Source organism: Bacillus haimaensis, assembly GCF_048270625.1.
Classification (GTDB): domain Bacteria; phylum Bacillota; class Bacilli; order Bacillales; family Bacillaceae_I; genus Sutcliffiella_A; species Sutcliffiella_A haimaensis.
Genome location: NZ_CP158164.1, coordinates 3,869,592 through 3,887,771 on the forward strand (window position 1 = coordinate 3,869,592; position 18,180 = coordinate 3,887,771).

The following is an 18,180-nucleotide window of genomic DNA, read 5'->3' on the forward strand; positions in this document are numbered from 1 at the left end:
TTTCTTTATATAAAAAAAGTCTCTGTGTCAAAAGACACAGAGACGCTGATGGCGCGGTTCCACTCTGTTTAGAGATACACAACTGTGAATCTCCACTCTGCCTCATAACGGGAGGTGCCCGCTATTACTTAGTAAGCATTGAAGCTGTTCAGTAATAGACTCCGAGGTGCATTTCAAAGAATTCATCACATGAATCGTTTTCAGCCGGGGACGATTCTCTCTGGAACGGATGGAGTTTCTTCTACTCTCCTCATCTACATTCAGAATCAGACTGATTTTCAGCCTGATATATAGCCTATATTATTTAAGATAGTTCTATCATATTATGTTTTCTGGAAAATGTTAATTAATTAGCTTCTCCAAACGGGCAATAACTGTTTCCTTGCCCAATAGATGGATGGTTTGAGGCAAATCCCGGCCATGGGTCTGTCCTGTTGTTGCTACACGGATTGGCATGAACAGCTTTTTCCCTTTATGGCCTGTCGCTTTTTGTACCGCTTTGATGGAAGCCTGGATGGATTCAGCAGAGAATTCCTCCAATGCCGACAGCTCCTCACGGAATGCTGCCACCACTTCCGGTACCTGCTCTTCATCAAGAACAGCCTGTGCTTCTGCGTCATACTCAATATGAGTTTTAAAGAACATTTCCGTCAATTCCACAATTTCCGCTCCAAAGCTCATCTGCTCCTGATACAGGGAAATCAGCTCTTTTGCCCATTGCTTCTCATCTTCTGTCATCGTTTCACTGAAACGTCCTGCTTTCACTAGGTGAGGAAGGGAAATTCCCACTACAGTGTCCAGATCAAGTTTCTTCAGGTACTGATTGTTCATCCATGCTAATTTCTGTGTATCAAACACAGCAGGAGACTTGGACAGTCGGGCTGCATCAAAGATATTGATGAATTCTTCCTTCGAGAAAATCTCGTCCTCCCCAACCGGAGACCAGCCAAGCAAGGCGATATAGTTGAACAGTGTTTCAGGTAGATATCCCAGCTCTTCATACTGCTCAATGAATTGGATGATGGACTCATCACGCTTGCTCAGTTTTTTACGGCTTTCATTCACAATCAATGTCATATGTCCGAATGTCGGAACATCCCAGCCAAGAGCGTTGAAAATCATGATCTGTTTTGGTGTATTGGAAATATGGTCATCTCCACGAAGAACATGGGATATTTTCATCAGGTGATCATCCACAGCCACCGCAAAATTGTAAGTTGGCGTACCGTCTTTTTTCACGATAACGAAGTCGCCGATCCCATCTGATTCAAAGGATACTTCGCCTTTTACCATATCGTTGAATTTAACCACTTCGCCTTCGGGTACACGGAAACGGATGCTCGGCGCTCTTCCTTCGTTTTCAAAAGCCGTCTGCTCTTCTGCTGTCAGGTTGCGATGCTGGCCGGAGTAACGCGGCATTTCCCCGCGTGCAATCTGGCCTTCTCTTTCCGCTTCCAGCTCTTCTTCCGTACAGTAGCATTTATAGGCAAGCCCTTTTTCAAGAAGCTCTGTATAGTATTTTTCATAAAGGTCATTTCGCTCCGATTGGCGGTAAGGGCCATATTCCCCACCAACATCGACACTCTCGTCCCATTCCATGCCAAGCCATTTCAAATATTTCAGCTGGCTTTCTTCTCCGCCTTCGATATTGCGCTTTTTATCCGTATCTTCAATGCGGATAATAAATTGCCCATTCTGGCTGCGGGCGAAAAGATAATTAAATAATGCGGTACGTGCATTTCCTATATGTAAGTGCCCAGTTGGACTTGGGGCATAGCGTACGCGAACTGTCATAGTGAGGTTACCTCCATTTTTCCGTCAGCCGACGAGCTTTTGACGGGGGTATTTTCAAAATCCAAGCATTATTCTACCATAAAAGCAAAGGGAAAGCCTCTATTTCTTTATTAATAAAACAGCTGCCTGGGCTGCGATGCCTTCTTCTCTTCCTGTGAATCCGAGTTTTTCGGTGGTGGTGGCTTTTACATTGACCTGTGTGATATCCGCTTCCAATAACTCTGCTATTCTTGCACGCATCGTTTCGATATGCGGGGCCATTTTCGGTTTTTGTGCAATGATCGTACAGTCCACATTGCCAAGTGTATAGCCTTTTTCTTTTACTATCTCCCATACCTGCTGCATTAAAACAGCTGAATCTGCATTTTTAAAAGCGGGGTCCGTATCAGGGAAATGCTTGCCGATATCCCCTTCTCCCACAGCACCGAGGCATGCATCTGAAATGGTATGCAAGAGCACATCCGCATCAGAGTGACCGAGCAGCCCCTTTTCATAAGGGATCGTGATTCCACCCAATATCAACGGTCTTCCCTCTGCAAATTGATGTACATCAAATCCTTGTCCTATTCGAAACATTTGGTTTCTCCTTTATTCCAGGCTATAACACCTTTTGTTTTTTTAATATAGCATTTGCGACTATCAGATCTTCTGGAGTGGTCAATTTGATATTTTCATAATCACCCTCGACCATATGAACAGGCACACCGATTCGCTCCACCAGGCTTGATTCATCTGTCCCCAGATATTGTTCTGCTTTTGCCTGCTGATGAGCCTTTTGCAGAATAGGATATCGGAAGGCTTGTGGAGTCTGGATCATCCATAATGCGGCTCGCTCGACCGTCTCCATAATCAGCAAATCCGAATTGACCTTCTTTATCGTATCCTTGACCGGCACCCCGACAATGGCCGCTCCATCAAGCTTCGCCTTTTCTACCAATCGGTGAATCACCTCTTGTCTGATAAAAGGCCTTGCCCCATCATGAACAAGTACAATCTCCGCATTTTCCATACGAAGCAATCCATTGTAGACGCTATCTTGGCGTTCCTTGCCCCCAAGCACCATTTCACTTACCTTGGCAATTTGGTAGGTGGCCAATAGTTCTTTGAAAATCGGGACCTCTTTTTCATTGATGACGAGTTTAATCTCTTCACACATAGGGTCATTCTCAAACACTGTCAACGTATGGATAATAACAGGCTTCCCCTCAAGCTCGATAAACTGCTTGTTTCTGCCTGCCTTCATTCTTTTCCCCTGGCCGGCAGCCAGTACCATCACTTGATATTTCATCCTAAACTCTCCCATATAATATCTATGCTAAAATAACATCTACCCTCTTAGCAATGCTTGAGAGGGTAGATGTTATTTCTTATTAAAGTGCCGCTCTTTCAAGCTGTTTGGGCTTGGCAAAAATCATCCGTCCGGCAGACGTCTGAAGCACACTTGTGACAAGGACTTCAATATGCTTGCCGATATAATCACGGCCTTCTTCGACCACGATCATTGTACCGTCATCCAGATAGGCAACTCCTTGATTATGCTCTTTCCCATCCTTGATCACCTGAACCGTTAGCTCTTCACCTGGAAGAACAACAGGCTTTACGGCATTTGCGAGGTCATTGATATTCAGTACCTCAACGTTCTGAAGTTCACAAACCTTGTTTAAATTGAAATCATTGGTCACGACGACACCGGATGTCAGCTTTGCCAGTTTTACAAGCTTGCTGTCCACTTCCTGTATATCTTCGAAGTTACCTTCATAAATCTCCACTTTTATTGCCAATTCTTTTTGGATTCTATTCAGTATATCCAATCCACGTCTGCCACGATTTCTTTTAAGTACGTCAGATGAATCAGCGATATGCTGCAGCTCCTCCAGAACAAATCGAGGGATCACGATGGTGCCCTCAAGAAACCCAGTTTGACAGATATCTGCTACTCTTCCATCGATAATAACACTTGTATCCAAGATTTTCAGCTTTTTGGACGAAAGATCCAGCTCTTCTTCATCACCAGCTTTTTTCTTTCCGAATTTGCTGGAGATCGAAAACAGATTAACAAGCTCGTCTCGTTTTTTGAAACCAACTTGAAAGCCGAGATATCCCAGCAAAATAGTGATGAAAATCGGGAATATCACGCTGACAAAAGGGATCCGCTCCAATGGAATAACGGCCAGATAGGCGACAATTAAGCCAAAGATAAGACCAAGACTTCCAAACAGCACGTCTGTCACCGGCGCTTTTACTAGCGACTCCTCTATCCACTTAATAATGCCGACCACATAATCCACTAACCAAAAAGTAAGGATAAAAAATATGATTGCTCCTAGTATCGCAACAGTATAAGGCTTTGTTAAAAAAGGAATATCTCCTATGTTTAAAAGGGAAAAAAGCTCCGGGATAAAGAATATCCCCAATGTCCCACCAAGGATGACAAAAAATAATTGAACCATGCGCCTTAACATTGCCTCACCTCCCTTTATTCATTATAAACAGTTTCTCCTAAATAAAACGTCCAAACGAGCTTAATTTTACATTTGTTAGAAATTTGACACGTAATTGCAAACAACCTGTCACCGTTGTCCGTCCTAAATTTGGCGATCGATCAGCAGCTGGTCCTGGATCCGTTTAAGGCCTTCTTTAATTTTCCTGGCCCGCACTTCCCCTATTCCATCCACTTCGTCCAACTCTTCTACGGTTGCAAGCAGGATTTGTTTCATATTTTTGAATCTGCATACCAAGTTTTCTATGACAAGTGGCGGAAGTCTAGGAATCTTATGCAGAATTCGGTAGCCTCTTGAAAGCACGAAGTCATCCGGATTGATGAATCCTGAATATCCTAGCATCTTCAGAATGACGTTATCATCCAGCAGATCGGTATTGGCAAGCTCCTGCAGTTTTTTCAGAATAACAAATGCATCCCTGTCTTTGTCCACACAATAGTCTTTAATCAGCAGAATCGCTTCTTCCTCTATATGTGCCAGAAGTTCGGTCATCTGCAAACGAATCAATCTTCCCTCTGTACCTAGCTCATTAATATAACTGATAATCTCATTTTTGATGCGGAGAACCATTTCAATCCGGTGAATCACCTGCAGCAGCTCGGATAAAGAGACCTGCTCTTCGAACTCGAGTGCCCCAAGATTTGTGATTCCTTGGTCAAGGACAGACTTGTATTTTTCCAAGGTTTGAATGGCTTGGTTCGCCTTTGTAAAAATAACGCCTATGTCACGTAAAGCGTATCGGAAGTCACCTTTATACAAGGTAATGACATTCCTTCTTTGCGATATCGCGACAACAAGGCACCCTGTTTGCTTGGCCACCCGCTCCGCCGTCCTATGACGCATTCCGGTCTCTGTGGAGATGATGGTGGGGTTTGGTGTCAGCTGGGCATTGGCATACAAAATTTTTGTACCTTTTTCATTTAATATAATGGCTCCATCCATTTTTGCCAACTCATATACATAGGCAGGACTGAATGGACAGTTGATGGAGAAACCTCCATCCACCATGTCTTTCACCTTGTCATTAAAGCCGACTACCACCAACCCACCTGTCTGAGAGCGGAGAATATTGTTGATCCCCTCTCTGATTGGAGTACCCGGTGCGATAAATTGTAACGTATCCGCCATTGTTTTTTCGTTCAGACGTAGTTCCTCCATCCCTATCCTCCTAAAACATATTGCAGCGCTTGGTCAATGGTGGCAACGCCGATAACATTGACCTCTTTCGGAACGGTCCACCCACCAAGATTCTTGGAAGGGATAATGACACGCTTAAACCCAAGTTTTGCAGCCTCCTGCACCCGTTGTTCGATTCGGGAGACCCGCCTGATTTCCCCGGTCAGTCCCACTTCCCCAATCACCACATCAGTAGGTTCTGACGCTTGGTTGCGGAAGCTTGATGCAATACTTACAGCAACAGCCAAATCGATAGCCGGTTCGTCCAGTTTCACTCCACCAGCAACCTTCAAATATGCATCCTGGTTTTGCAGAAGTAGGCCTACCCTTTTTTCCAATACGGCCATGATCAGCGACACGCGATTATGATCGATACCAGTGGCCATCCTTCTCGGATTTCCGTAACCTGTCGGAGAGATCAGGGCTTGTATTTCCACCAGCACGGGCCGTGTTCCCTCCATGGAGGCTACAACCGTTGATCCGGCAGCCCCCTTGGAGCGCTCTTCGAGAAAGATCTCAGAAGGGTTTTTCACTTCCTCCAACCCTTCCTCCTTCATTTCAAAAATGCCAATCTCATTTGTCGAACCAAATCTATTTTTAACAGATCGCAAAATACGATATGTATGATGACGCTCTCCCTCAAAATATAACACAGTATCTACCATATGCTCCAACAAACGTGGGCCGGCAATGGAGCCTTCCTTCGTTACATGCCCTACAATGAATACCGCGATATTCTTGGTTTTGGCGATCCTCATCAGCTCTGCCGTACACTCTCTTACCTGTGACACACTACCCGGTGCAGAGGTGACAGCGGGATGATAGACCGTCTGAATGGAATCAATGACAAGGAGCGTCGGCTGAACATCATCTATCGCTTTTCCGATCAACTCAAAATCGGTCTCCGATAATACAAACAATTCATCCGCCTGCACGCCCAAGCGATCCGCTCGAAGCTTCGTCTGCTGTACGGATTCTTCTCCGGAAATATAGAGCACTCGATGCTTTTTCACAGCAAGCTGACAGCACACCTGCAGCAAGAGTGTCGACTTCCCAATACCGGGATCTCCCCCGATCAGTACGAGTGAACCTTGCACCAAGCCACCGCCAAGTACCCGGTTGCATTCCGCCATATCAGTTTGGATCCGTGCTTCCTTTATAGTCTCCACTTTTGTAATGGATTCCGCTTTTCTCACAAGTGTCGGGGAGGATGTTGTAAACCCGCCTCTTCTTGGAGTTTTGGATTCTTCCATTTCCTCGGTCATTTTATTCCATGTACCACAACCAGGACACTTCCCCATCCATTTGGCAGATTCATATCCACATTCCTGACAAATAAATTTCGTCTTACGTTTTGCCATGAAAAAATCCTCTCTCTGTTAAAATACCATTGTTTTCCTCTTTTTATGATACCTTATTTACTATCGTACAAGCCAATTTTAAGCCGAAGAATTCTTATATACAAGAAAGGAGGCAAAGCTCTGAAAATAAGAGCCTACCTCCACTATAATTTTGGTCCCAAAAACCATGAACATCTTCTTTATTTTACTATTTCCACGTCACGGACAACAAACTCTCCATCTACCACATCCATGACAATTTTCTTGCCCTTTTCAATATTTCCTTTCAACAACTCTTCAGATAGTTTATCTTCCACATGCTTCTGGATAGCTCGGCGCAAAGGTCTTGCACCGTATTCCGGATCGTACCCTTCCTCCGAGATCTTCTCTTTTGTTGCATCGGTCAATTCCAGTTCGATATCCTGTTCCTTCAGACGCTTCGTCAATTGATCGGACAGAAGTGTCACAATTTCCTTGAGGTGCGTTTTCTCTAAGGAGTGGAATACAATCATCTCATCGACACGGTTCAGGAACTCCGGACGGAAAGCCTTTTTCAGCTCCTCCATCACTTTTCCTTTCATGTCCTTATAGTTCTGATTATCATCCTGTACATTGAAACCAACATACTTGTTGCGTTTTAATGCGTCCGCTCCAACGTTGGATGTCATAATGACAAGCGTGTTGCGGAAATCGACCGTACGTCCCTTTGAATCTGTCAAACGGCCATCTTCCAGCACTTGCAGGAGAATGTTGAACACATCCGGATGCGCTTTTTCTATCTCATCCAGCAAAATGACTGAATATGGTTTGCGGCGAACCTTCTCTGTCAATTGTCCACCTTCATCGTATCCTACATATCCAGGAGGAGACCCTACCAGACGGGAAGTGGAGTGCTTCTCCATGTACTCGGACATATCAATGCGGATCATCGCATCCTCATCGCCGAAAATGGACTCGGCCAAAGCTCTCGCAAGTTCCGTTTTACCTACCCCCGTAGGTCCAAGGAAGATGAAGGAGCCGATAGGACGTTTAGGGTCTTTCAAGCCGGCACGTGCTCGACGCACCGCCTTGGATACTGCTTTCACCGCTTCGTCCTGACCGATGACACGGGAGTGAAGCAGCTGTTCCATGTTCAACAATTTATCTGTTTCGGTCTGGGCAAGCTTGGATACCGGAATTCCAGTCCAGCTGGACACTACCATGGCAATGTCTTCGACTGTCACCTCGGAATTCTCCTGACCCTGCTTTTCCTTCCACGTTTTCTTTGTATCCTCAAGCTGCTCGCGCAAGCGCTGCTCTGTATCACGCAAGGACGCCGCCTTTTCAAATTCCTGGCTTTGTACAGCTGCATCTTTTTCGTTGCGGACGGATTCCAGCTTCACTTCCAGTTCTTTTAGATTAGGAGGTGTAGTGAATGAACGCAGTCTTACTTTGGAGCCAGCCTCATCGATAAGGTCAATCGCCTTATCCGGCAGGAAGCGGTCCGAAATATAACGATCGGAAAGCTTAACCGCCTGTTCAATCGCTTCATCCGTGATAGATACACGGTGATGCGCCTCATAGCGGTCACGCAGTCCTGTCAGAATCTGAATGGACTCAGCCGCTGTTGGCTCATCCACCTGAATCGGCTGGAAGCGTCGCTCAAGCGCGGCATCCTTTTCGATATATTTACGATACTCATCCAGGGTTGTGGCACCGATACATTGAAGCTCCCCACGAGCAAGGGATGGTTTCAAAATGTTGGATGCATCAATGGCACCCTCCGCACCGCCTGCTCCAATCAACGTATGAAGCTCATCAATGAATAGAATGATGTTGCCTGCCTGGCGGATTTCATCCATCACCTTTTTCAGGCGATCCTCGAACTCCCCACGATATTTCGTTCCTGCTACCACTGTACCCATATCAAGCGTCATGACACGCTTATCACGAAGAATCTCCGGCACCTCGTTGTTGACAATCTGCTGCGCCAATCCTTCCGCGATAGCCGTCTTCCCTACCCCAGGCTCTCCAATCAGAACCGGGTTATTTTTTGTTCTTCTGCTAAGTACTTCAATCACACGCTGAATTTCTTTTGCTCTTCCGATTACCGGATCCAGGCTACCTTCTCTTGCAACAGCTGTAAGGTCACGCGCAAGACTATCAAGTGTAGGTGTGTTCACATTCTGGGAAGCTCCACCCTGATGGCCTCCTGAAGATTCATTGCTGCCCAGTAGCTGAAGCACCTGCTGGCGAGCCTTGTTCAGGCTGACACCAAGATTATTCAGTACACGTGCCGCCACTCCCTCGCCTTCACGGATCAAGCCGAGGAGGATATGCTCTGTGCCTACATAGGAATGTCCCAACTTACGGGCTTCATCCATGGAAAGCTCAATCACTTTCTTCGCACGAGGTGTGTAGTGCGGAATGGATTGTCCGCTATCTTGTCCACGTCCAATCAAATTCTCCACTTCTTTTTGAATCTTCTCCGGACCAAGGCCAAGAGCAATCAGCGCTTTAGCGGCAATACCCTCTCCCTCTCTTACCAGTCCTAACAGGATATGCTCTGTCCCAATATTATTATGGCTTAAACGAAGTGCCTCTTCCTGTGCTAATGCAAGTACTTTCTGTGCTCTCTCTGTAAATCTACCGAACATCATATATAATCGCCTCCCGAGTAATTTATAATTTTAAACGAAGTCTTTCTCTAATTAAGCTCGCTCTACGAATATCTCGTTCATCTGGTCTTAATGGACCGCCAGCATACTGCTGCAAAAAGCCTGGCTGCGTTAAAATCATCAATTCATTCAAAATGGATCTCGATATATTCTCGATATACCCCAAGTCAATGCCAAGTCGTACATCGGATAAGCATTTTGCCGCTTCCTTCGTTTCCATCACCCGGCTATGGGCCAATATACCATAGGAACGAAAAACTCTGTCTTCTAATTGTATGTTGGAAGTTTTAACTAATGCTTCCCTTGCCGACCTCTCCTGTGCAATTAGTTGCTGCACCACACTAAGCAGGTCATTCACAATATCCTCTTCAGATTTTCCTAGAGTCAGTTGATTCGAAATTTGAAAAATGTTTCCTAACGCTTCGCTGCCTTCCCCGTAAATCCCTCTCACTACCAGCCCCAACTGGTTGATTGCCGGGACAATACGGTTCATTTGCTGAGTCATAACAAGTGCCGGCAAGTGCATCATCACCGAAGCCCTCATCCCTGTCCCCACATTGGTCGGGCAGCTGGTTAAGTAACCTCGTTTTTCATCAAAAGCATAATCTATCTTTTCCTCCAGCCAATCATCGAGCCCATTGGCCATCTGTAAAGCTTCTTTCAGCTGCAGTCCTGGAAAAAGACACTGAATACGAATATGATCCTCTTCATTTATCATAATGCTCACTTCTTCATTCGGTGATAGCAAACATGCACCATACGTCGAATGTTCTGCAAGCTGCGGACTGATCAGATGCTTCTCCACCAGGACTCTTTTCTGCAGCGCGTTGAGCTCCTCCATAACAAGAAACTCCAATTCACCAAGTTCCTGAAAGGTCCGCTCGGAAAAATGTGTTCTCAACGTTTCGACGATTTCCTTTGCCTCCTCATTGCTAGAAACGGTAGGAAATCGCATCTCCTCCAGATTCCTGGCCAGCCTCACTCTGCTGCTAAGCACAATATCAGAAGCGGGGCCCTCCTGCTTCATCCAGGAACTGACTTCATTATTCAAAAAGTGTTCAAGAGACATTTATTGCTCCTCCTCTCTTTTATCACTTAATTTCTTTTCCAACCCTCTAATCTTATCTCTTATATTCGCTGCGCTTTCGAACTCTTCCTGTAAGATAAGTTCTTTTAATTCTTCTTTTAGCGCATCTATCTCTTTTCTGACATGCATGCTTCCACCAATCCGCTTGGGGATCTTACCCGCATGCACCGTATTGCCGCTATGAAACCTTTTCAAAATCGGCTGCATCTTATCCTCAAATGTCCGATAGCATTCCGAACAGCCAAACCGTCCAATTTTGGTGAACTGCGGAAATGTCATCTTGCACCGTTCACATTGGAGGACCTTGGTCTCCTTGAACTCCTCCGGCTTTTTGTTCGAAATCAGCTGCTCTGAATTTAACAATCCAGCAATCAGATTATTTAAAGAAAACCCCGATCCCCCGGAGAACATGGACATGTTTCCCTTTTCCTGTGCGCACTGCTCACAGATATGCACTTCCGACTTCTCCCCGTTAATCACTTTCGTAACATGCAACGTCGCAGGACGCTCCTTACATTCCTGACACACCATCGTGTTTTCCCCCTTAACGGTACTTAAGAGTAGTAAGCATCGCTTTTAGCATTCTTGCCCGCAGCTCATCTCTCTCCGGCAACCCTAAATAGATAACAGAACGATCCATCACACTAACCATTATCTTCGCCTCGCGTGCAGAAATTACCTTCTCCTCCACTAATCGAAAAATAACATCCTCTGCACTCGATTGCGAAACACGCACATCTATCAAATTAATAATCTGGTCAATAAGCTGCAAGTGATCATGGGTCTTTATCTTTATGATCCTGATATAACCACCGCCACCGCGCTTACTCTCCACCAGATATCCTCGTTCAATTGTAAATCTCGTATTTATCACATAATTGATCTGAGAAGGTACACATTCAAACTTATCAGCAATCTCACTCCGTTTTATCTCCGCAGAATTCTCCCTGCTTCGCTCTAAAACCTGCTTTAAATATTGTTCAATGACATCAGATATGTTCCTCATGCTATCCCCCCATCTGACCTTGACTATCTTTGACTATAATTAAAATATATAAGACCACCAAAAAATTTTCAATAAATATCTCTCACAACAACAGAATTCCACTTTTGGCCAGGATGTAAACATCAATTGGTCAAATTTGTTCAGAGAAGTTGAAATGGTGATTTGGGAGGCGGTTGTATGTATGGTGAAAATATCGGTTTGCTGGGGGCGGGTCTTGGTTTAGGTATGTGCCGGGCATAGGAGGCTTACATGAAAACGCCGTCCTTCCCACACCAGTGCCTGGCCCCTCCATCCACTATCAACCTCTTTCTCCGCCAAACAAATAAAGAGGGGCCTGGCACTGATAAGTACCGCTCCTCACAACAAAATATACAAAGAACATAAACCAAACACCACACCAGTGCCTCATTAGTACTAATTTTTCTCCTAACTTTCCTGGCAATTAACTTGATTGATTCCCTCGGTAACTGATTTTGGAGTGTATGAGGGTACCATTCGGCTTGGTTGATTCCTTCAGTATTTAGATTTTGAGCGTGTAAGGGTATCATTCTGTCTATTTGATACCCTCACTGCTTGATTTTGAGTGGAGACAGGGAATCATTCCGCCTGTTTGATTCCCTCACTACCTGATTTTGAGCGATGTAAGGGTATCATTCTGCCTTTCCTAGGCCAGCGCCTAGCACTACTAAGTACCATCCCCCCACCTACACCAGTGCCTGGCCCCTCCACCAACCACCCAACCTCTTTTTCCCCCAAACAAAAAAAGAGGGGCCTGGCACTACTATGTACCGCTCCCCACAACAAAATATTCAAAGAACCAGAACCAAACACCACTCCCTCCACCACACCAGTGCCAGGCCCCTCCATCCACCACCCAATCTCTTTCTCCCCCAAACAAAAAAAGAGGGGCCTGGCACTAATAAGTACCATCCCCCCACCACACTCATCCAAAGAACAATAAACAAAACAACTCCCCCACCCACATCAGTGCCTGGCCCCTCCACCCACCACCCAACCTCTTTCTCCACCAAACAAAAAAAGAGGGCCCTGGCACTAATAAGTACCATCCCCCACAACACCCCATCTAAAAAACCAAACCCCAAACAACACAAAAAAAGACCAGCACCCAAAGCGCTGATCTCTCCTCTAAATTTGCCTGGCAACGTCCTACTCTCACAGGGGGACAGCCCCCAACTACCATCGGCGCTGAAGAGCTTAACTTCCGTGTTCGGTATGGGAACGGGTGTGGCCTCTTCGCCATCATTACCAGACATATTCAATTGAAGGATGTTCCTTCAAAACTAGATAACGTATTTTCTTACCAAGATTCACAAGTGCCGTTCATTGTTTTTTGGGTTAAGTCCTCGATCGATTAGTATTCGTCAGCTCCACATGTCGCCATGCTTCCACCTCGAACCTATCTACCTGATCATCTTTCAGGGATCTTACTTGCTAGAAGCAAAAGGAAATCTCATCTTGAGGGGGGCTTCATGCTTAGATGCTTTCAGCACTTATCCCGTCCGCACGTAGCTACCCAGCTATGCCTTTGGCAAGACAACTGGTACACCAGCGGTGCGTCCATCCCGGTCCTCTCGTACTAAGGACAGCTCCTCTCAAATTTCCTGCGCCCACGACGGATAGGGACCGAACTGTCTCACGACGTTCTGAACCCAGCTCGCGTACCGCTTTAATGGGCGAACAGCCCAACCCTTGGGACCGACTACAGCCCCAGGATGCGATGAGCCGACATCGAGGTGCCAAACCTCCCCGTCGATGTGGACTCTTGGGGGAGATAAGCCTGTTATCCCCGGGGTAGCTTTTATCCGTTGAGCGATGGCCCTTCCATGCGGAACCACCGGATCACTAAGCCCGACTTTCGTCCCTGCTCGACTTGTAGGTCTCGCAGTCAAGCTCCCTTGTGCCTTTACACTCTGCGAATGATTTCCAACCATTCTGAGGGAACCTTTGGGCGCCTCCGTTACTCTTTAGGAGGCGACCGCCCCAGTCAAACTGCCCACCTGACACTGTCTCCCAGCCCGATAAGGGCTGCGGGTTAGAATTTCAATACAGCCAGGGTAGTATCCCACCGACGCCTCCACCGAAGCTAGCGCTCCGGCTTCTCAGGCTCCTACCTATCCTGTACAAGCTGTACCAAAATTCAATATCAGGCTACAGTAAAGCTCCACGGGGTCTTTCCGTCCTGTCGCGGGTAACCTGCATCTTCACAGGTACTATAATTTCACCGAGTCTCTGGTTGAGACAGTGCCCAGATCGTTACGCCTTTCGTGCGGGTCGGAACTTACCCGACAAGGAATTTCGCTACCTTAGGACCGTTATAGTTACGGCCGCCGTTTACTGGGGCTTCGGTTCAAAGCTTCGCTTGCGCTAACCTCTCCCCTTAACCTTCCAGCACCGGGCAGGCGTCAGCCCCTATACTTCGCCTTACGGCTTCGCAGAGACCTGTGTTTTTGCTAAACAGTCGCCTGGGCCTATTCACTGCGGCTCTCTCGGGCTTTAACACCCTAACAGAGCACCCCTTCTCCCGAAGTTACGGGGTCATTTTGCCGAGTTCCTTAACCAGAGTTCTCTCGCTCACCTTAGGATTCTCTCCTCGCCTACCTGTGTCGGTTTGCGGTACGGGCACCATACTCCTCGCTAGAGGCTTTTCTTGGCAGTGTGAAATCAGGAACTTCGGTACTATATTTCCCTCGCTGTCACAGCTCAGCCTTAATGAGAAGCGGATTTGCCTACTTCTCAGCCTTGCTGCTTAGACGCACATATCCAACAGTGCGCTTACCCTATCCTTCTGCGTCCCCCCATTGCTCAAACGGAGTGGAGGTGGTACAGGAATATCAACCTGTTATCCATCGCCTACGCCTTTCGGCCTCGGCTTAGGTCCCGACTAACCCTGAGCGGACGAGCCTTCCTCAGGAAACCTTAGGCATTCGGTGGAAGGGATTCTCACCCTTCTTTCGCTACTCATACCGGCATTCTCACTTCTAAGCGCTCCACCAGTCCTTCCGGTCTAGCTTCAACGCCCTTAGAACGCTCTCCTACCACTGTTCGCAAGAACAGTCCGCAGCTTCGGTGATACGTTTAGCCCCGGTACATTTTCGGCGCAGAGTCACTCGACCAGTGAGCTATTACGCACTCTTTAAATGGTGGCTGCTTCTAAGCCAACATCCTGGTTGTCTAAGCAACTCCACATCCTTTTCCACTTAACGTATACTTTGGGACCTTAGCTGGCGGTCTGGGCTGTTTCCCTCTTGACTACGGATCTTATCACTCGCAGTCTGACTCCCATAGATAAGTCTTTGGCATTCGGAGTTTGACTGAATTCGGTAATCCGATGAGGACCCCTAGTCCAATCAGTGCTCTACCTCCAAGACTCTAACATATGAGGCTAGCCCTAAAGCTATTTCGGAGAGAACCAGCTATCTCCAGGTTCGATTGGCATTTCACCCCTACCCACACCTCATCCGCTCACTTTTCAACGTGAGTCGGTTCGGGCCTCCATTCAGTGTTACCTGAACTTCACCCTGGACATGGGTAGATCACCTGGTTTCGGGTCTACGACCACGTACTCATTCGCCCTATTCAGACTCGCTTTCGCTACGGCTCCGTCTCATCGACTTAACCTTGCACGGGATCGTAACTCGCCGGTTCATTCTACAAAAGGCACGCTATCACCCATTAACGGGCTCTAACTACTTGTAGGCACACGGTTTCAGGATCTATTTCACTCCCCTTCCGGGGTGCTTTTCACCTTTCCCTCACGGTACTGGTTCACTATCGGTCACTAGGGAGTATTTAGCCTTGGGAGATGGTCCTCCCTGCTTCCGACGGGATTTCTCGTGTCCCGCCGTACTCAGGATCCACTCAGGAGGGAACGAAGTTTCAACTACAGGGTTTTTACCTTCTATGACGGACCTTTCCAGATCGCTTCATTTACCCCGTTCCTTTGTAACTCCATGTTGAGTGTCCTACAACCCCAAGAGGCAAGCCTCTTGGTTTGGGCTAATTCCGTTTCGCTCGCCGCTACTCAGGAAATCGCGTTTGCTTTCTCTTCCTCCGGGTACTAAGATGTTTCAGTTCCCCGGGTCTGCCTTCAGTACCCTATGTATTCAGGTAAAGATACTGCTCCATTACGAGCAGTGGGTTTCCCCATTCGGAAATCTCCGGATCAAAGCTTACTTACAGCTCCCCGAAGCATATCGGTGTTAGTCCCGTCCTTCATCGGCTCCTAGTGCCAAGGCATCCACCGTGCGCCCTTAATAACTTAACCGTTGACAAACTAATTGTCATGTTTTTTCGATATCAGCGATGATATCTTAAAAGAAAATTACTAAGATGAACGATACTTGTGAATGTATCTTGATATTACTTAACGTTATCTAGTTTTCAAGGAACATATTAGAGAGAATGCTCTCTCAAAACTAAACAAAACAAACAGCGTCATATTCCTTAGAAAGGAGGTGATCCAGCCGCACCTTCCGATACGGCTACCTTGTTACGACTTCACCCCAATCATCTGTCCCACCTTAGGCGGCTGGCTCCAAAAGGTTACCCCACCGACTTCGGGTGTTACAAACTCTCGTGGTGTGACGGGCGGTGTGTACAAGGCCCGGGAACGTATTCACCGCGGCATGCTGATCCGCGATTACTAGCGATTCCGGCTTCATGCAGGCGAGTTGCAGCCTGCAATCCGAACTGAGAACGGTTTTATGGGATTGGCTCGACCTCGCGGTTTTGCTGCCCTTTGTACCGTCCATTGTAGCACGTGTGTAGCCCAGGTCATAAGGGGCATGATGATTTGACGTCATCCCCACCTTCCTCCGGTTTGTCACCGGCAGTCACCTTAGAGTGCCCAACCTAATGCTGGCAACTAAGATCAAGGGTTGCGCTCGTTGCGGGACTTAACCCAACATCTCACGACACGAGCTGACGACAACCATGCACCACCTGTCACTCTGTCCCCCGAAGGGGAAAGCCCTATCTCTAGGGTTGTCAGAGGATGTCAAGACCTGGTAAGGTTCTTCGCGTTGCTTCGAATTAAACCACATGCTCCACCGCTTGTGCGGGCCCCCGTCAATTCCTTTGAGTTTCAGTCTTGCGACCGTACTCCCCAGGCGGAGTGCTTAATGCGTTAGCTGCAGCACTAAAGGGCGGAAACCCTCTAACACTTAGCACTCATCGTTTACGGCGTGGACTACCAGGGTATCTAATCCTGTTTGCTCCCCACGCTTTCGCGCCTCAGTGTCAGTTACAGACCAGAAAGTCGCCTTCGCCACTGGTGTTCCTCCAAATCTCTACGCATTTCACCGCTACACTTGGAATTCCACTTTCCTCTTCTGCACTCAAGTTCCCCAGTTTCCAATGACCCTCCACGGTTGAGCCGTGGGCTTTCACATCAGACTTAAGAAACCACCTGCGCGCGCTTTACGCCCAATAATTCCGGATAACGCTTGCCACCTACGTATTACCGCGGCTGCTGGCACGTAGTTAGCCGTGGCTTTCTGGTTAGGTACCGTCAAGGTGCGAGCAGTTACTCTCGCACTTGTTCTTCCCTAACAACAGAGCTTTACGACCCGAAGGCCTTCATCACTCACGCGGCGTTGCTCCATCAGACTTTCGTCCATTGTGGAAGATTCCCTACTGCTGCCTCCCGTAGGAGTCTGGGCCGTGTCTCAGTCCCAGTGTGGCCGATCACCCTCTCAGGTCGGCTACGCATCGTCGCCTTGGTGAGCCGTTACCTCACCAACTAGCTAATGCGCCGCGGGCCCATCCTTAAGTGATAGCCGAAACCATCTTTCAATAAGGAACCAGGAGGTTCCTTATATTATCCGGTATTAGCTCCGGTTTCCCGAAGTTATCCCAGTCTCAAGGGCAGGTTGCCCACGTGTTACTCACCCGTCCGCCGCTGACTTACAAAAGCAAGCTTTTGTAAGTCCGCTCGACTTGCATGTATTAGGCACGCCGCCAGCGTTCATCCTGAGCCAGGATCAAACTCTCCAATAAAGAGTTTGAGCTTATGCTCAAATGTTGACTAGCTTATGTTTCTTTTTCGTTCTTTGTTAATCCCTATAAGATTAACGTGGACGCTGTTGTTTTGTTTAGTTTTCAAAGATCATTTTCAAAATACTGTTGGTGGAGCCTAGCGGGATCGAACCGCTGACCTCCTGCGTGCAAAGCAGGCGCTCTCCCAGCTGAGCTAAGGCCCCAAATATAAAGTTCTACTGGTCGGGAAGACAGGATTCGAACCTGCGACCCCTTGGTCCCAAACCAAGTGCTCTACCAAGCTGAGCTACTCCCCGTAAATGGCGCGCCCGAGAGGACTCGAACCCCTAACCTTTTGATCCGTAGTCAAACGCTCTATCCAATTGAGCTACGGGCGCTAATATATGAAAGTTTTATTTCAATATTGAAAAAACTGTGGTGCCGAGGACCGGAATCGAACCGGTACGGTAGTCACCTACCGCAGGATTTTAAGTCCTGTGCGTCTGCCAGTTCCGCCACCCCGGCAAGTCGTTGGAGCGGAAGACGGGATTCGAACCCGCGACCCCCACCTTGGCAAGGTGGTGTTCTACCACTGAACTACTTCCGCGTTATAAAATTACAA

The 18,180-nt window shown here is 47.3% G+C and carries 10 protein-coding genes, 5 tRNA genes, 3 rRNA genes and 1 other annotated feature; all 18 genes read right to left on the reverse strand.

The window, feature by feature from the left end; genetic code table 11:
• Positions 1-35: 35 nt before the first annotated feature.
• Positions 36-266 (reverse strand) — a binding site (T-box leader).
• 76 nt (positions 267-342) lie between these two features.
• Complete coding sequence (gltX, locus tag ABN702_RS19745) at positions 343-1,794, reverse strand: glutamate--tRNA ligase (RefSeq protein ID WP_417898369.1); 1,452 nt, start codon at positions 1,792-1,794, stop codon at positions 343-345.
• A gap of 99 nt (positions 1,795-1,893) precedes the next feature.
• Entirely contained in the window at positions 1,894-2,370 is a 477-nt protein-coding gene (gene ispF, locus ABN702_RS19750) for a 2-C-methyl-D-erythritol 2,4-cyclodiphosphate synthase (RefSeq protein WP_417898370.1), read from the reverse strand.
• Between the two features lie 22 nt (positions 2,371-2,392).
• A complete protein-coding gene (gene ispD, locus ABN702_RS19755; protein ID WP_417898371.1) occupies positions 2,393-3,082 on the reverse strand; it encodes a 2-C-methyl-D-erythritol 4-phosphate cytidylyltransferase in 690 nt (229 codons plus the stop codon).
• Positions 3,083-3,164: 82 nt separating this feature from the next.
• A complete protein-coding gene (locus ABN702_RS19760; protein WP_417898372.1) occupies positions 3,165-4,256 on the reverse strand; it encodes a PIN/TRAM domain-containing protein in 1,092 nt (363 codons plus the stop codon).
• Positions 4,257-4,379: 123 nt separating this feature from the next.
• Complete coding sequence (gene disA, locus ABN702_RS19765) at positions 4,380-5,453, reverse strand: DNA integrity scanning diadenylate cyclase DisA (RefSeq protein WP_386645328.1); 1,074 nt, start codon at positions 5,451-5,453, stop codon at positions 4,380-4,382.
• 2 nt (positions 5,454-5,455) lie between these two features.
• Positions 5,456-6,832 carry a DNA repair protein RadA gene (gene radA, locus ABN702_RS19770; RefSeq protein WP_204420071.1) on the reverse strand — a complete coding sequence of 459 codons (1,377 nt, stop codon included), beginning with the start codon at positions 6,830-6,832 and terminating at the stop codon, positions 5,456-5,458.
• A 179-nt stretch (positions 6,833-7,011) separates the two neighbouring features.
• Positions 7,012-9,450 carry an ATP-dependent protease ATP-binding subunit ClpC gene (gene clpC, locus ABN702_RS19775; RefSeq protein ID WP_417898373.1) on the reverse strand — a complete coding sequence of 813 codons (2,439 nt, stop codon included), beginning with the start codon at positions 9,448-9,450 and terminating at the stop codon, positions 7,012-7,014.
• A 22-nt stretch (positions 9,451-9,472) separates the two neighbouring features.
• Complete coding sequence (locus ABN702_RS19780) at positions 9,473-10,537, reverse strand: protein arginine kinase (protein ID WP_417898374.1); 1,065 nt, start codon at positions 10,535-10,537, stop codon at positions 9,473-9,475.
• Positions 10,538-11,086, reverse strand: coding sequence for a UvrB/UvrC motif-containing protein (locus tag ABN702_RS19785; RefSeq protein WP_417898375.1), 549 nt, complete (start codon positions 11,084-11,086; stop codon positions 10,538-10,540).
• A gap of 13 nt (positions 11,087-11,099) precedes the next feature.
• The gene (locus tag ABN702_RS19790) at positions 11,100-11,561 is read right to left on the reverse strand and encodes a CtsR family transcriptional regulator (RefSeq protein WP_417898376.1); all 462 of its coding nucleotides are present in this window, start codon (positions 11,559-11,561) and stop codon (positions 11,100-11,102) included.
• 1,154 nt (positions 11,562-12,715) lie between these two features.
• Positions 12,716-12,832: ribosomal RNA gene (gene rrf / locus ABN702_RS19795) — 5S ribosomal RNA — on the reverse strand.
• An 81-nt stretch (positions 12,833-12,913) separates the two neighbouring features.
• Positions 12,914-15,846: ribosomal RNA gene (locus ABN702_RS19800) — 23S ribosomal RNA — on the reverse strand.
• Between the two features lie 183 nt (positions 15,847-16,029).
• Positions 16,030-17,579, reverse strand: a 16S ribosomal RNA gene (locus ABN702_RS19805).
• Together the 16S, 23S and 5S rRNA genes with 5 tRNA genes alongside form the textbook arrangement of a ribosomal RNA operon.
• A gap of 127 nt (positions 17,580-17,706) precedes the next feature.
• Positions 17,707-17,782, reverse strand: a tRNA-Ala gene (locus tag ABN702_RS19810).
• A 16-nt stretch (positions 17,783-17,798) separates the two neighbouring features.
• Positions 17,799-17,875: transfer RNA gene (locus tag ABN702_RS19815), tRNA-Pro, on the reverse strand.
• Positions 17,876-17,879: 4 nt separating this feature from the next.
• Positions 17,880-17,956 (reverse strand) — tRNA-Arg (locus ABN702_RS19820).
• A 38-nt stretch (positions 17,957-17,994) separates the two neighbouring features.
• Positions 17,995-18,083, reverse strand: a tRNA-Leu gene (locus ABN702_RS19825).
• 7 nt (positions 18,084-18,090) lie between these two features.
• A tRNA-Gly gene (locus ABN702_RS19830) sits at positions 18,091-18,165 on the reverse strand.
• Between the last annotated feature and the right edge of the window lie 15 nt (positions 18,166-18,180).

What these genes read in the sequence shown, in the direction of transcription:
- gltX (WP_417898369.1), bottom strand. Translation starts at nt 1,794, where the DNA reads ATGACAGTTCGCGTACGCTATGCCCCAAGTCCAACTGGGCACTTACAT.
- ispF (WP_417898370.1), bottom strand. Translation starts at nt 2,370, where the DNA reads ATGTTTCGAATAGGACAAGGATTTGATGTACATCAATTTGCAGAGGGA.
- ispD (WP_417898371.1), bottom strand. Translation starts at nt 3,082, where the DNA reads ATGAAATATCAAGTGATGGTACTGGCTGCCGGCCAGGGGAAAAGAATG.
- ABN702_RS19760 (WP_417898372.1), bottom strand. Translation starts at nt 4,256, where the DNA reads ATGTTAAGGCGCATGGTTCAATTATTTTTTGTCATCCTTGGTGGGACA.
- disA (WP_386645328.1), bottom strand. Translation starts at nt 5,453, where the DNA reads ATGGAGGAACTACGTCTGAACGAAAAAACAATGGCGGATACGTTACAA.
- radA (WP_204420071.1), bottom strand. Translation starts at nt 6,832, where the DNA reads ATGGCAAAACGTAAGACGAAATTTATTTGTCAGGAATGTGGATATGAA.
- clpC (WP_417898373.1), bottom strand. Translation starts at nt 9,450, where the DNA reads ATGATGTTCGGTAGATTTACAGAGAGAGCACAGAAAGTACTTGCATTA.
- ABN702_RS19780 (WP_417898374.1), bottom strand. Translation starts at nt 10,537, where the DNA reads ATGTCTCTTGAACACTTTTTGAATAATGAAGTCAGTTCCTGGATGAAG.
- ABN702_RS19785 (WP_417898375.1), bottom strand. Translation starts at nt 11,086, where the DNA reads ATGGTGTGTCAGGAATGTAAGGAGCGTCCTGCGACGTTGCATGTTACG.
- ABN702_RS19790 (WP_417898376.1), bottom strand. Translation starts at nt 11,561, where the DNA reads ATGAGGAACATATCTGATGTCATTGAACAATATTTAAAGCAGGTTTTA.